Raw genomic sequence first — 14258 nt, forward strand, 5'->3', positions numbered from 1 at the left:
TGGCGTTGTGGTTTCAGTACCGATGCGCGATCAATCCAACGGCGGCGGTACGACGCGCGAGCTGTACGGCGTCGCATCCGCTTCCATCGCATCGCGCGTGTTCTTTTGCACGGCCACCGCGCCAAACAGGCTCAATGCATAGGCCATTGCGTAAAAGCCTTTCTCGCTCAGCAGCAAGGTGGCGTTGAACAAACCGACCGCCAGCAACACCAGCGCGATGATCAGCGAAAACCAGCAGATGGCGTAGTAAAGACCTGTCACCGGAATTCCGTCCGCGCGGTCACGCACGCTCTTCTGCAACGACACCGATGCGAACAGACCAAACAATAGCAACGTGAAGTAGTAGCCCTTCTCGTTGAGCAGCATCTGCGCGTTCCATAAGCCGATCAGATACGCGGCGCCGCCCGCCAACAAGGCGGCCCACGACGCGGCGATAAAGGCGGACGAGGTTTTTTGCGTGGCCATGGAAACTCCTTTTCATGGTGAAATTGCAGGATGAAACAACGATGTGAGACGCGGCCCGCCTGCGGAGAGTGACTTGCGACAAGGGCGACCCCGATAGCGTCGTGTAAGGTACTTGAAAACCCGACGCGGAACACGTTGCGGGAGGGCTGCAGCGTGACCGTGCCCATCCCCTGGAGGACCTCATGTCTATCCGTCGTCTGCTTGCTCTGGCCTGCTCGGCCACCCTATTCACCACCAGCGCCGTACTGGCCGCACCTGCTGCCGCTCCTGCGGCCTCCATTCCCAAGGCGCAATGGCCCTTCCAGGCCACGACCGTCGCCGACTTCGACGAGCCGTGGGCGATGACCTTTTTGCCCGATGGCACGCTGCTGGTCAGCGAAAAACGCGGCGCGCTGATGCGTCTGGACCCCAAGACCAATCGCAAGAGCGCCGTGACCGGTGTGCCGGCGGTCGCTTACGGCGGCCAGGGCGGGTTTGGCGATGTCCTGGCGCACCCGCGCTTCGCCAAGAATGGCCTGGTCTATGTGAGCTACGCCGAACCGGGCGAGGGCGACACCCGCGGCGCGGCAGTCGCGCGTGCCAAGCTCACGCTGGATGCCACCGGCGGTGGCACCTTGTCCGATCTCAAAGTGATCTGGCGACAGAATCCCAAGGTGTCCGGCAATGGCCATTTCGGCCATCGGCTCGCGTTCGGCCCGGATGGCAAGCTGTGGATCACCTCCAGCGAGCGCCAGAAGTTCGATCCGGCGCAAGACATGAAAGCCAATCTCGGCAAATTGATCCGGCTCAACGACGACGGCAGCGTGCCGGCCGACAATCCGTTCGCCGCGCAGGGTGGCGTGGCTGCGCAGGTGTGGTCGCTGGGGCATCGCAACATCCTGGGCATCGCATTCGACGGCAAGGGCCGGTTGTGGGAACACGAGATGGGCCCGGCCGGCGGCGATGAGCTCAACCTGATCCAGCGCGGCGCCAACTATGGCTACCCGATCGTCTCCAATGGCGACCACTACGACGGTACGCCGATTCCCGACCACAACACACGCCCGGAATTTGCCGCACCCAAGATCAGCTGGACACCTGTGATTTCGCCGGCAGGTTTTGTGATCTACAACGGCACGCAGTTCCCGGCGTGGCGCGGCCAGGGCTTTATCGGCGGCCTGTCGTCGATGGCGCTGGTGCAGGTCTCGCTGGGCGATCAGCCACGCGAAGTGGCCCGTTACGACATGGGCGCACGCATCCGCGAAGTGGAGCAAGGCCCCGACGGCGCGTTGTGGCTGCTGGAAGACGAAGCCAGCGGCAGCACCGGGCGTCTGCTCAAGCTCGCGCCCAAGAGCAAGGCTGCGGTCGAAAACGACGCGTAAGCGGCGTGAGATCGGCCGTTATCGGCACTGCCTGCGCATCGAGATGCGCAGGCAGTGCACCGCGGCATCTCGGCGCGCGTTCTGCCGTGCGTCAGCAGTCACATCAATGGCGGCGATTCTGTCTCGTCGGCGCGCTGCATGCGCCACAAACGCAATCTGTCACTGCCCGCGTAAGCCTGTGCGCTAACGCGCTGGGACGCGCTTGTCTCCGCAGCGACGACGACCTCAACGCGTGCATGCATGGGTGCGCCGATCTCAACACGCACCTGCGGTGCGACCGCAGGCCAGGCCACGCTCCCCGCTGTCCTATCACGCGCTACCCGCCGCTACCCGCACGGGCGACAGTCAGTGGCGTTGGCCACGTCTCGCGCGCGATCTCATTGCAACAGACCGCCTATCGACGCAACGGTGCACCACCCGCCTTGACCAGCGCGCTCAGGCGCCAAGCAACTCGAACGTCACCGCTTCGCCACTCTTGGCCGACGCGCACACCCACACATCGAACACGCCGGGCTCGGCGCCGAACACGCCCTTGGGATTGGTAAACGCCAGCGCCTCGCGCGTCAGCGTGAACACCACATCCCTGTGTTGGCCAGGTTGCAGCAACACCTTGCGGAACCCCTTGAGCTCGCGCACCGGGCGCACCCGGCTTGCCACGCGGTCGCGCACATACAACTGCACCACTTCTTCGCCGGCCACGGTTCCGGTATTGGTCACGCGCGTGGTGATGGTCAGCGTGTCGTCCCACCCAAGTTGCGCGGCGCTCAACTGCGGCTGCGCATAGGCAAACGTGGTGTAGCTCAGGCCATGCCCAAATGGATACAGCGGCTCGTTGGGCATTTCGCGCCAACGCGCCTTGTATTCGGACAACGTCGGCAGCTCGGGACGGCCGGTGCGCAGATGATTGTAGAAATACGGCTGCTGTCCGGTGACCTGCGGAAAGCTGATCGGCAGGCGCGCGGACGGGTTGTAGTCGCCGAACAACACATCGGCCACGCCGGTGCCGGTCTGGGTGCCCAGATACCAGGTCACCGCAATCGCCTCAGCGTCGCGTACCGCGCCATGCAGTGCCAACGCACGGCCATTGCGCAACAGCACAACGATGGGCGTGCCGGTGGCGGCAACCGCTTCGGCCAGCGCCTGCTGCGCCGGCGGCAACGTAATGTCGGTGCGCGACTGCGCCTCGCCACTGAAGCGCTGCGGCTCGCCGAGTGCCAGCACCACCACATCGGCGGCCTGCGCGGCATCGATGGCCGCCGAAATACCGCCCGGCAACGCCTCCTCCAGGCCACAACCCTGCACAACGCTCAGATCGTCGGTGCCGACGACGGCGCGCACGCCCTGCTCCAGGGTCACGTAACGCGACTTGTCGCCGAACAAGGTCCAGCACCCTTCGATGTTCTCGCGATCCTGCACGAACGGGCCGATCAACGCGATCCGCTGCCCGCTCTTCTTCAGCGGCAGCAGCGCGCCGTCGTTCTTCAGCAACACGATCGAACGCCGCGCCGCATCGCGCGACAACGCATCGTGTGCAGGCAAGTGAGCGTTATCGGCTTCGCGCGCCGGGTCCAGCGAGCGATATGGATTGTCGAACAGGCCAATGGCCTCTTTCAGCTGCAACATGCGACGCACGCTGGCATCCAGCGTGGCCATCGGCACCTCGCCGCTTTCCACCAGCGACGGCAGATGTGCGGCATAGAAACCGCTCTGCATGCTCAGGTCCAACCCGGCCAGAAATGCCTTCTTGGTCGCATCACGCTCATCGGCGGCGTAGCCATGCGCGATCAATTCCATGTCGGCGGTGTAGTCGGAAACCACCACGCCCGGAAACTGCCATTCCCCGCGCAGGATCTCGGTCAGCAACTCGTGATTGGCGCTGGCAGGCACGCCATTGATGTCGTTGAAGGAGGACATCACCGTCAATGCGCCGGCATCGAAGGCGGCCTTGAACGGCGGCAGATGCACATCGCGCAGCGTCTGCGGCGCGATATCGACGGTGTTGTATTCCATACCCGCCGCCACTGCGCCATAGGCGGCAAAGTGCTTCGGGGTCGCCAACAGGCAATCGTCGGCGGTGAGGTCGCTGCCCTGAAAACCGCGCACGCGCGCGGCGGCAAACGCGGCGCCAAGTAATACGTCTTCGCCGGCGCCTTCCGCGCCACGGCCCCAGCGCTGGTCGCGCGCGATGTCCACGGCCGGTGCGTAGGTCCAGTGCAGGCCGGCGGCGGTGGCTTCGATCGCGGTGGCGCGCGCGGTGCGCTCGGCCAACTCGGGCTCGAAGCTGGCCGCTTCGCCCAGCGGGATCGGGAATACCGTGCGCATGCCGTGAATAACGTCGGCGGCCAGAATTACCGGAATGCCCAGGCGGCTTTCTTCGACCGCCACCTTCTGGATCTGCACGCCCAACGCGGCGCCCACGCCATTGAACAGCGAGCCCACCCGGCCCTGCCGCACCTGCTGCAGCACCTCGTCGGCGTTGAGCACATTGGCTTCGGGATTCACGTCCGGTGCGAACGGCCGCACCATGTCGGCGAACACACCCAACTGTCCGACCTTCTCTTCGACGGTCATCCGGGCAATCAGGGTTTCGATGCGATCAGCAGCCATGAGATCCTTGAGAAAACGTTTACATGGCCGGCAATTCTAGCCTGACGCGACCGCGGGGATGCAACTCTTCTGCCTGTTCAGGCTGATGTTCAGTCCCGTTGACAGACGTTGAACGGCACAATGGCGATCTACCCTGCAGTCGCTCATGCTTCACCGCAACCGTTCAATACCTGCCATCGGTGGGCGCCCGGAACATCCAGACGGCCCAGTCGCCGACAAGACCGAGCGCTACTGTACGGGCTGGGAGCAGATACGCCCTATAGAGAGGGTGGCACGTCAGCAGAAACGCGTGCGCGCTCGATGATCACACCTACCGCCTGCGCGCCGCGCACCGCGCCGGGCTTGCTCAGCTTCAACCGCAGCCAGTGCACGCCAAACTCGTCCAGCACGATCGCCGCGCAGCGCTCGGCCAGCGTCTCGACCAGCCCGAAGTCCGAGGCCTGCACGAATTCGATCAGGCGCTTGCTCACCGCCTTGTAGTTCAAGGTGTCGGCAATGTCGTCGCTGGCCGCCGGAATGCGGTTGTCGAACCCCATCTCCAGATCGAACCGCAAGGTCTGCCGGATCCGCCGCTCCCAGTCGTAGATGCCGATCAGCGCATCGATTTCCAGGCCTTCAATAAAAACTTTGTCCATGGGTGGGGAATCGGGAATAGGGATTAGGGAATGGTGAGAAGCACAAGCAACAGCAAAGCAGCACGGAACGAATCGGAATAGCGCTCTTACGATTCCCGATTCCCGATTCCAGCATCCCGCGCCGCCGCTAGCGGCGGCAAACCTGCCATATCCCAGCGCGGCGTCACATGCACCTCGGCCCCGGCACGCTCGCCGGCTTCCAGCCGCAGCGCGCCGGCGAAGGCGATCATGGCACCGTTATCGGTGCACAGGGCCGGCCGCGGGAAGCAGACCCGGCCGCCCCGGCGCTGCGCAGCCTCGTGCAGCTGCGCGCGCAGGCGCTTGTTGGCGCCCACCCCGCCGGCCACCACCAGCGTAGTGCAGCCGGCTGCGTCCAGCGCGCGCAGGCATTTGATCGCCAGCGTCTCCACCACCGCATCTTCGAAGCCGCGGGCAATGTCCGCGCGCGTGGTGTCGGACTGGTCGCTGGCGCGCCAGGCCAGCAGCACCTGGGTCTTGAGCCCACTGAAACTGAAATCCAGCCCCGGCCGGTCGGTCATCGGCCGAGCGAACTTATAGCGCCCGGGCGTGCCGGTTTCGGCCAGGGCCGCCAGCTGCGGGCCGCCCGGATATGGCAGGCCCATCATCTTGGCGGTCTTGTCGAAAGCCTCGCCCGCCGCATCGTCCAGAGTCTCGCCGAGTACTTGGTAACGCCCGAGCGCCTTCACCGACACCAGCTGGGTGTGCCCGCCGGAGACCAGCAGCGCCACGAACGGCGGCTGCGGCGGGTCGTCTTCCATCAACGGCGCAAGCAGATGGCCTTCCATGTGATGCACGCCGATCGCCGGCACGTCCAGCGCCCAGGCCAGCGAGCGCGCCACGCCGGCACCTACCAAGAGTGCGCCGACCAGGCCCGGGCCGGCGGTATAGGCCACCCCATCCAGCTCGTCGATGCGCAACCCGGCCTCGCCCAGGGTTTGGCGGATCAGCGGCAGCAGCTTGCGCACATGGTCGCGGCTGGCCAGTTCCGGCACCACCCCGCCGTATTCGGCATGCAGCGCGATCTGGCTATAGACCGCATGGGCGCGTAGCGCCGGCACGCCGGACAAGGCGGTGTCGTAGACCGCCACGCCGGTCTCATCGCACGATGATTCGATCCCAAGGACTTTCACGGCAGCTCGGCAAGCAGAACAAGCGTCTATTTTCGCAGCTTTTGTGCTGCGCAGATGCGCCGCTGGCGATATGCTGCGCGCCCGCATTCGCAGCGCCGGATCGGGCGCAAACGCACGCTCTGGCAGGCGTGTCGAGGTAAATGTCGGCAGGGGCTTGCAGGTCGTTGGCAAGTCGTTATAATGCGCGGCTCGCCGGGGCAACCCGGAAATTCCGTCACGCGAGTCCGCTCGCACCCGCCCGGGGCTCCCGGACGGAAATCCCATTATCTGGAGAACCCATGCCCAGCGTTAAAGTCCGCGAGAACGAGCCCTTCGAATTTGCGCTCCGCCGTTTCAAGCGCACCTGCGAAAAGGCCGGCGTGCTGGCCGAAACCCGCAAGCGCGAGTTCTATGAAAAGCCGACCCAGGAGCGTAAGCGCAAGGCTGCCGCTGCTGTGAAGCGTCAGTTGCGTCGTTCCTCGCGCGACGTCACCAAGCGCCAGCGCTTGTACTGATCGAACGCGGTTCTTGCCGGTGGGTCTGCGCTGTAGGCGCGGCCCATCGGAACAGAACCCAAGAGCCGGCACGCGCAAGCGTCGCCGGCTTTTTGTGTTGGTCCGTTGACCGGATCGAACTGCGTCATGGGCGATACGACGCTGCCGGCCCCGCGCCACGCACAGCCCTCTCGCCCGCCCCATCTGTTTCGCCGACGCACGTTGCCAGCCGCAGCGCGTCGACACCTATCACTACGTAACCAGGAGTTACCGCATGCCCCTCAAGCAGCAGCTCACCGATGACATGAAGGCCGCGATGAAGTCCGGCGACAAGCACAGCCTGGGCGTGATCCGGCTGATCAACGCCGCGATCAAGCAGAAGGAAGTGGACGAGCGCATCGAGATGGACGACGCCGCGGTGATCGCCGTGCTCGACAAGATGGTCAAGCAGCGCAAGGACTCGGTCACCCAGTTCGAAGCCGCCGCACGCGAGGACCTGGCGCAGATCGAGCGCGAGGAAATCGTGGTGATCGAACGCTACCTGCCGGCCAAGATGGGCGAAGCCGAAATCGTCGCCGCCATCCAGGCCGCCATCACCGAAACAGGTGCCAGCAGCCCGGCCGACATCGGCAAGCTGATGGGCGCACTCAAGCCCAAGCTGGCCGGTCAGGCCGACATGGGCCTGGTCTCGACCCTGGTCAAGCAGCACCTGGCAGGCTGATCCACGCGTCCGCGCTGCCCTGCGCCAACGGCCGGGGCACTGCGGACCGCGCGTGTTGCATGACCGCAGTGGGGCGGTGATACGTCATCGACGACGCTGTCCGTTGAAGATGCCGGCCCCGTGGTGTTGCCGAAATACGCGCTCACGCCACAGCGCAACGCCGCTGTCGGCCAGACTCACGAAGAAGCTTCGCACCTCGAAGACGCAACGCCTTATCCAAAGGCGCGATACGGCAGCCGCATCGCGCACCGAGCGAGCGCATCGCCCACAGATTGACGTATGCACCGCCCGCGGCGCGCGCGCTTTCACCCCTCCTTCGATTTGGCCCTGCTAGAACGGGTACGCCAGCGCAGGCGTGGGCAAGGTTTTCCCGCATACCGACCTTGCTCCGACCCACCTGCGCGCGCAACGGTATGCGCCAAGGATGTTCCCGCCGGTGACGACGCTTTCAACCGCCTATCTGCACAAGCATGTGAGCCGTCTGCAGCGCAGCGTGCCGATGGCCCTGCTGAACCGCTTTATCGAAATCGACGTCATGACGCAGGCTGCGTCGCTGTCGTTTTACGCACTCCTGTCGTTGGCACCGCTGTTGGTGCTGCTGTTATGGCTGACGGCCTCGCTGTATCCGCCTGCGCAGGAGGCGTTGGTGCAGCAGGTTGCGCAACTGGCCGGCGGCAGCGCGGCCGAAGTTGCGCAGACCATCATCCGCAACGCCACCGCTCAGCCCGGCGTGGGCTCGCTGGCGGGCTTGTGGAGCACGCTGCTGCTGTTCATCGGCGCCACTGCGGTGTTTGCGCAGTTGCAGAACGCCCTGAACCTGATTTTCCGCACCGACAAACAACGCCTGGACGGCCTGATGGCGTGGCTGAAAAAGCGCGTGTTCTCGTTCGGCGTGATCCTGGCATTGGGCTTCTTGCTGATCGTGTCGATGATCGCCACCACTGCGTTGCAGGTGGTGTTTGCGCGCCTGCCGTCGGTGCTGCCGGCCGTGGGCTACGTCACCACGCTGGCCCTGTATTCGTTGGCGTTCGCATTTTTGTATCGCTATCTGCCCGACCGCACCGTCGATTGGCGCCAGGCGTTTCTGGGTGGCGTCATCACCGCACTGCTGTTTGCGCTGGGCCGTTATGCCATTGGCGTGTATATCGCCACTGCGGCGCCCGGCAGCGCGTACGGCTCGATGGGCACGCTGGTGATCCTACTGGTGTGGATGTATTACGCCTCGGTAGTGTTCTTCGTCGGTGCATTGATCACCGCGGTGATCGACGAACGGGTGCGCTCGCACCGCAAGTTGCGCGAGGCCGGCGTGGACCCGGAGCACCCGCCGGTGATCGTGCCGCCAGCCGATGCGCAGGTGGCTTCCGCAGTCCCGCAACCGACATCGTCGCAGCACAGCTGAGCGTGGGCTGATGCGGGCAGCGGCCGCGCAGGCGGGCGCCTTCTAAAACAGGGCGGCCGCTGGCCGCTGCGATATCCTAGCGGGATGGCCCGCATCCCCGACGCATTCATCGACGAACTGCTAGCACGCACCGACATCGTCGAAGTGGTGGGCGGCCGCGTGCCGCTCAAGCGTCAGGGCAAGGAGTATTCGGCGCGTTGCCCGTTCCACGACGAGCGCTCGGCCTCGTTCACGGTCTCGCCGACCAAGCAGTTCTATCACTGCTTCGGCTGCGGCGCGCATGGCACCGCGATCAGCTTTTTGATGAATTACGACCGCCTCGAATTTCTCGATGCGGTCGACGAGCTGGCCAAGCGCGCCGGCATGGAAATTCCGCGCGATACCCAGCAGCGCACGCCGCAGCAGCAGGACGACAGCCGCGAGCTGTATTCGGCACTGGAAGCGGCCACCAAGTTCTTCCAGCGTCAGCTCGAAGGCAGCGCGCGCGCGGCCGAGTATCTGGATGGGCGCGGCGTGGATGCCGACAACCGCGCGCGTTTCCAGATCGGCTATGCGCCCGATGGCTACAGCGCATTGAAGGACACCCTGGGCACCGATGCGCGCCGCATGAGCGTGCTCGAACGTGCCGGGCTGTTTTCCAAGAACGACCGCGGCCATGTCTACGACAAATTCCGCGACCGGGTGATGTTCCCGATCTTCGACCGCCGTGGCCGGGTGATCGCCTTCGGCGGTCGCATCATGGGCGCCCCGGCCGATGGCCGCGACCCGGGGCCGAAGTACCTCAATTCGCCGGAAACCGCGCTGTTCCACAAGGGCCGCGAGTTGTACGGCCTGTGGCAGGTGCGCCAGGCCAACCAGAAGATCGAGCGGCTGATCGTGGTGGAGGGCTACATGGACGTGGTCTCGCTGTTCCAGTTCGGCGTCACCCAGGCGGTGGCCACGCTGGGCACCGCCACCACGCCCGAGCATGCCGAACTGCTGTTCCGCAATGCACCGGATGTGTACTTCTGCTTCGACGGCGACAACGCCGGGCGCAAGGCCGGTTGGCGCGCGCTCGAATCGGTGCTGCCGCGCATGAAGGACGGCCGCCAGGCGTTCTTCCTGTTCCTGCCCGATGGCGAAGACCCGGACACCATCGTGCGCAAGGAAGGCGCGCAGGCCTTCGATCAGCGTCTGAAACAGGCCACGCCGCTGTCGCAATTCTTCTTCGACGAAATGTCGCGCGAGATCAATCTGCACACGCTCGATGGCAAGGCGCGCCTGGCCGAGCGTGCCAAGCCGATGCTGGCGCAGATTCCCGAAGGCGCCTTCGGCGATCTGATGAAGCAGGAACTGGCGCGCATGACCGGCGTCGGTGCGAGCATGTCCGCGCAACAGTCCTCGCCAAAAGCGCGGCCGCCTGCGCGCATGGCGGCGCCCACGCAGAAACGCAGCCTGGTGCGTGCGTCGATCGCCATCCTATTGCAACAACCCTCACTGGCGATGAGCCTGGAAGGCGACCACGATTTTTCCGGTCTGCGCCTGCCCGGCATCGAGCTGTTGATGGAGCTGCTGGCGCTGGTGCGGCAACGGCCGGAAATCAGCACCGGCGCGCTGCTGGAACACTTCGCCGAGCGCGAGGAACTGGTTGCGCTGCAGAAGCTCGCCGCGCAGGAGCTCCCCGGCGACGAGCACAGCTGGGCGATCGAGTTGCACGACGTCGTCGCCCAACTCGACAAGCAGTTACTGCGTCAGCGCGTGGAAGAACTGCAAGCCAAACAGCGCGCGCAGGGCCTGGACAACACCGACAAATACGAAATGCGCGAGTTGCTGAAGGCGCTCGCAGCGTTGTGATGCATCAGTGCCTACGCCATGCGGCCTGGTGCATTGCGCTGCTCAGCGGCATTGCGTTCGCGCAGGAAACGCCCGCAGGCACCACCCGCAATCTCGTCAGTTCCGGCCAGCCCACGCAGGCGGACCTACGTGCTGCTGCGGCCCGGGGCGTGACCACCGTGATCGATTTGCGCGCCCCCGAGGAGCCACGCGGCTACGCCCAAATCGCAGCCGCCGACGCACTGGGCCTGCGCTATGTCCGCCTGCCGATCCGCAACGCCGATGCACTCACGCCAGAGGCCGCACGCGTCTTGCAGCGGGTGCTCGATCAACAACAGCAGGGCACGGTGTTACTGCATTGCGCCAGCGGCAATCGCGCCGGCGCCCTGCTGGCCCTGCTCGCCGCACGCGAAGGCGCCAGTCCCGAACAGGCGCTGCAGATCGGGCGCGAAGCCGGCATGCAGCCATCGCTGGAAGCGGCGGTGCGTAAGCAACTCGGCGTCGAACCGCAGCGCTGAGACCCCGCGGGGACACTGGCGGCAACAACGACTCACGGCTTAGAGCGGCTAACAACACGTAGCGAGCAGTCGTCAGGCGGGTGTGGACGGCGCGCTCGGAACCGGCGTGTCCGAGTGGTACATGCCGCACCGAGCACAGGCCGCGCCGCCTGACGGCTGCGCAGTCGTTGTGTTGACCGCTCTTAGGCAGCGCCCGCACGCGTCGTAGAATGATCCGCTCCCCGCGCACGTTCGCGCGATACCGTCGGATCTCGATGAAGAAGCTGCTGGCGCGGTTGCGCATTGACCCTTTCACCCTCGCGCTGCTGTGCACGGTCACGCTCGCCTCGTTGTTGCCGGTCTCCGGCGCTGCCGCCGCAATCATGGACGATGTCACCGATGTGGCGATCGCTGCGCTGTTCTTCCTGCATGGCGCACGGCTGTCGCGCGAAGCGGTCAAGGCCGGCGCGCTGCATTGGCGCCTGCATCTGGTGATCCTGGCCTGCACCTTCGTACTGTTTCCATTGCTCGGCCTGTTGTTCAAGCCAGTGGCGCATATCGCACTGACGCCGGAGCTGTACATCGGCGTGCTGTTCTTGTGCGCACTGCCCTCCACGGTGCAGTCGTCGATCGCTTTCACCTCGATGGCGCGCGGTAACGTGCCGGCCGCTGTGTGCGCGGCCTCGCTTTCCAGCTTGCTGGGCGTGTTTTTCACCCCGTTGCTGATGGGCGCGATGGTCGGCAGCCAGGGCGCGATGGCGCACCCGGCCGAGGCCATCGGCAAGATCCTGTTGCAGCTGCTGGTGCCGTTTTTGGCTGGCCATTTCATGCGCCCGTGGATCGGCGGTTGGGTCGAGCGCCATCGCGCGGTGCTGCGCTATACCGACCAGGGCACGATCCTGCTGGTGGTCTACACCGCCTTCAGCGCATCGGTGAACGAAGGACTGTGGCAGAAGACGCCGTTACCGGCATTGCTCGCGGTGCTGGGCGCTGCGGCGCTGTTGCTGGCAGTGGCCATGCTGTCGATCACCTTCCTTGCGCGCCGGCTTGGCTTCAACCGCGCCGACGAAATCGCCATTGTGTTTTGCGGCTCGAAAAAGAGCCTGGCCACCGGTGTGCCGATGGCCAAGGTGATGTTTGCAGGTGGCGGCCTGGGTGCGATCGTGTTGCCGATCATGCTGTATCACCAGTTGCAGCTGATCGTGTGCGCGTTCGTGGCTGCGCGCTACGCGCGTAGCGCGCCGGGCGATCCGCCGCCGGCTACCGGCCGCCACTGAAGCGGGAACCCCGGCGATCAGGCGGCGCCGATGCGACCGCCTGCGCTCGCACGATTGGCCGTGCGCTGGCCGTCGAATGCACCCAGACCGGTGCGTTGCGCGTAACAACAATTCGCATCGGATGCTGTTGCCGGTGTGTGTGCAGGGATACAACGGTCATGACCTCCATCGGCGCGGGCGCAGCCCCACTCGCCAGAGTCGTTGATCCATCCCCTGCCGCCTCCCCTGGTGATCCCATGAAGCTGTCCCGCCGACGCCCCTCCCCGTGCTTGATCGCACTGCTTGCGGTGCTTGCGACCCTGACCGCCTGCGACAAGCCCGCACCACCGTCGGCACCCGCACACATCACACCCGCCGCCGCACCTGCCACAGACACCGGGATCGCCTGGCACGAAGGCGACATCGAAGACGCGTTTGCCGAAGCCAAGGAAAGCGGCAAGCCGATCCTGCTGTACTGGGGCGCGGCCTGGTGCCCACCGTGCAATCAGTTGAAGGCCACCTTGTTCAAGGATCCGGCGTTCATCGCGCGCACGCGGCAGTTCGTCGCGGTGCACCTGGACGGCGACTCGCAAGGCGCGCAGGCCTGGGGCGAGCAATTCGGCGTCAAGGGCTACCCGACCATCATCGTGCTACGCGCGGACCGCAGCGAAATCACCCGTCTGGCCGGCGATAGCGACAACGCCCGTCTTGCCGATGTGCTGCGGGTGGCGGCCACCAGCACCACCACCGTCAAACAGCTGTTGGACAAGGCGCAGCGCGCACCACAGGAACTCAGCGCGGACGACTGGGCCGTGCTCAGCAACTATGCCTGGGGCATGGACGACCGGCTGATCAAGGCCGATGACGCCGCCGGGTTGCTCGCACGCCTGTCCAAGGCCGCCCCGCAACCGGCACTGCAACACCGGTTTGCGCTCTCGGCGCTGGCCGCAGCGGAAAAGCCCCCCGCGCCAGACCCGGCCTATCGCACCCTGTTGGAGGCGGTCCTGGCCAATCCGGCCGAACTGCGCGCCAACCTCGGCACGCTGAGCTACGTCGCCGCGCGTCTGGTCGGTGCGTCCAGCACTGACGCCGGCGAACGTGCCGCCCTGTCGGCCAAGCTCGATCAGGCATTGGACACCGTCTATGCCGATACCAGCGTACCGATCAGCGACCGCCTGGACACCGCGTACGCGAAAGTACAGCTTGCACGCCTTGCGCAAGGGCAGCCGACCGAGACCGAGCCAAAGGGGCCACAACCGCCGTTGCCGGCAGCGGTGGTCGCTGCCGTGCACCAGCGCGTGCAAACGGCAGTGGATGCGGCCAAGACCGTCGAGGAACGGCAATCCATCATCAGCGACGCGGCTTCGTTGTTGAGCGAGGTAGGCGACAGCAGCGCCGCCGAGCAATTGCTGCTGGCCGAACTGGGACGCAGCAAGACTCCGTACTACTACATGCCGGAACTCTCCCAGCTCGCCGAAGAACGCGGCGATCGCAAGACCGCGCTGTCCTGGCTCAAAAAGGCCTATGAAACTGCCGATGGCCCCTCGATCCGCATGCGGGTCAGCATGATGTACTTGGACGGGCTGATCCGGCTTAGCCCCGACGATATCGCCGGCATCGAAGCAGCCGCCACCCAGGTGATCGGCGAGCTGGCCGCACAGTCCGATGGCTACCGGCAGCGCACCCGTCAGCGCTTCGACCGGCTGGGCGCCTCATTGAAGACCTGGAGCACGCAGCATCACCAGGAAGGCAACGCGGTGCTGGCACGACTCCGGCAGAAGATGCAGGCCAGCTGCGACAACAAGAACTCCAGCGCGTGCAGTCGTTGGCTGAGCTGAGCCGGCGCAACCCGGCAGGCATCTGCGCGGCGGCAATCGGGCT

The 14258-nt window shown here is 65.4% G+C and carries 12 protein-coding genes and 1 other RNA gene; 8 read left to right on the forward strand and 5 right to left on the reverse strand.

Annotated elements, in window-relative coordinates:
* Positions 1 to 30 precede the first annotated feature (30 nt).
* Complete coding sequence (gene yiaA, locus ACCQ06_RS20495) at positions 31 to 465, reverse strand: inner membrane protein YiaA (RefSeq protein WP_104615754.1); 435 nt, start codon at positions 463 to 465, stop codon at positions 31 to 33.
* 182 nt (positions 466 to 647) lie between these two features.
* Between yiaA and ACCQ06_RS20500 the strand changes: the two genes are divergently transcribed.
* Positions 648 to 1826: a PQQ-dependent sugar dehydrogenase gene (locus tag ACCQ06_RS20500; RefSeq protein WP_104615755.1), complete on the forward strand. Its 1179-nt coding sequence runs from the start codon at positions 648 to 650 to the stop codon at positions 1824 to 1826.
* A gap of 435 nt (positions 1827 to 2261) precedes the next feature.
* On the opposite strand, the gene ACCQ06_RS20505 is transcribed toward ACCQ06_RS20500, so the two are convergent.
* The 3 genes from ACCQ06_RS20505 to tsaD all read right to left on the reverse strand — a co-directional run bounded on the left by ACCQ06_RS20505 (position 2262) and on the right by tsaD (position 6219).
* Positions 2262 to 4433, reverse strand: coding sequence for a glycoside hydrolase family 3 N-terminal domain-containing protein (locus ACCQ06_RS20505; protein WP_316688935.1), 2172 nt, complete (start codon positions 4431 to 4433; stop codon positions 2262 to 2264).
* Between the two features lie 257 nt (positions 4434 to 4690).
* Positions 4691 to 5068 carry a dihydroneopterin aldolase gene (folB, locus tag ACCQ06_RS20510; protein WP_316688936.1) on the reverse strand — a complete coding sequence of 126 codons (378 nt, stop codon included), beginning with the start codon at positions 5066 to 5068 and terminating at the stop codon, positions 4691 to 4693.
* Between the two features lie 86 nt (positions 5069 to 5154).
* A complete protein-coding gene (gene tsaD, locus ACCQ06_RS20515; protein WP_104615758.1) occupies positions 5155 to 6219 on the reverse strand; it encodes a tRNA (adenosine(37)-N6)-threonylcarbamoyltransferase complex transferase subunit TsaD in 1065 nt (354 codons plus the stop codon).
* A 278-nt stretch (positions 6220 to 6497) separates the two neighbouring features.
* Here tsaD and rpsU point away from each other — a divergent pair, with 278 nt between their 5' ends.
* The 5 genes from rpsU (at position 6498) to ACCQ06_RS20540 (ending at position 11142) form a co-directional block, all read left to right on the forward strand.
* A complete protein-coding gene (gene rpsU, locus ACCQ06_RS20520; protein WP_002808376.1) occupies positions 6498 to 6713 on the forward strand; it encodes a 30S ribosomal protein S21 in 216 nt (71 codons plus the stop codon).
* A 253-nt stretch (positions 6714 to 6966) separates the two neighbouring features.
* The gene (locus ACCQ06_RS20525) at positions 6967 to 7413 is read left to right on the forward strand and encodes a GatB/YqeY domain-containing protein (RefSeq protein WP_055847470.1); all 447 of its coding nucleotides are present in this window, start codon (positions 6967 to 6969) and stop codon (positions 7411 to 7413) included.
* A 436-nt stretch (positions 7414 to 7849) separates the two neighbouring features.
* Complete coding sequence (locus ACCQ06_RS20530; protein WP_425611860.1) at positions 7850 to 8812, forward strand: YihY/virulence factor BrkB family protein; 963 nt, start codon at positions 7850 to 7852, stop codon at positions 8810 to 8812.
* A gap of 84 nt (positions 8813 to 8896) precedes the next feature.
* Positions 8897 to 10645: a DNA primase gene (dnaG, locus tag ACCQ06_RS20535; protein ID WP_316688938.1), complete on the forward strand. Its 1749-nt coding sequence runs from the start codon at positions 8897 to 8899 to the stop codon at positions 10643 to 10645.
* Positions 10645 to 11142, forward strand: coding sequence for a fused DSP-PTPase phosphatase/NAD kinase-like protein (locus tag ACCQ06_RS20540; protein WP_316688939.1), 498 nt, complete (start codon positions 10645 to 10647; stop codon positions 11140 to 11142). The genes dnaG and ACCQ06_RS20540 overlap by 1 nt, the downstream gene beginning before the upstream one ends.
* A 46-nt stretch (positions 11143 to 11188) precedes the next feature.
* On the opposite strand, the gene ACCQ06_RS20545 is transcribed toward ACCQ06_RS20540, so the two are convergent.
* Positions 11189 to 11265: non-coding RNA, sX9 sRNA (locus ACCQ06_RS20545), on the reverse strand.
* A gap of 86 nt (positions 11266 to 11351) precedes the next feature.
* On the opposite strand from ACCQ06_RS20545, the gene ACCQ06_RS20550 reads away from it, so the two are divergent.
* Both ACCQ06_RS20550 and ACCQ06_RS20555 read left to right on the forward strand, forming a co-directional pair.
* Positions 11352 to 12398 (forward strand): bile acid:sodium symporter family protein, encoded by a 1047-nt coding sequence (locus ACCQ06_RS20550; protein WP_055847460.1) that lies wholly within the window; start codon positions 11352 to 11354, stop codon positions 12396 to 12398.
* A gap of 236 nt (positions 12399 to 12634) precedes the next feature.
* Complete coding sequence (locus ACCQ06_RS20555; protein WP_316688940.1) at positions 12635 to 14215, forward strand: thioredoxin family protein; 1581 nt, start codon at positions 12635 to 12637, stop codon at positions 14213 to 14215.
* Positions 14216 to 14258 lie beyond the last annotated feature (43 nt).

It is taken from the genome of Xanthomonas sp. NCPPB 4467, from assembly GCF_041475665.2.
GTDB classification, from domain to species: Bacteria; Pseudomonadota; Gammaproteobacteria; order Xanthomonadales; family Xanthomonadaceae; genus Xanthomonas; species Xanthomonas dyei.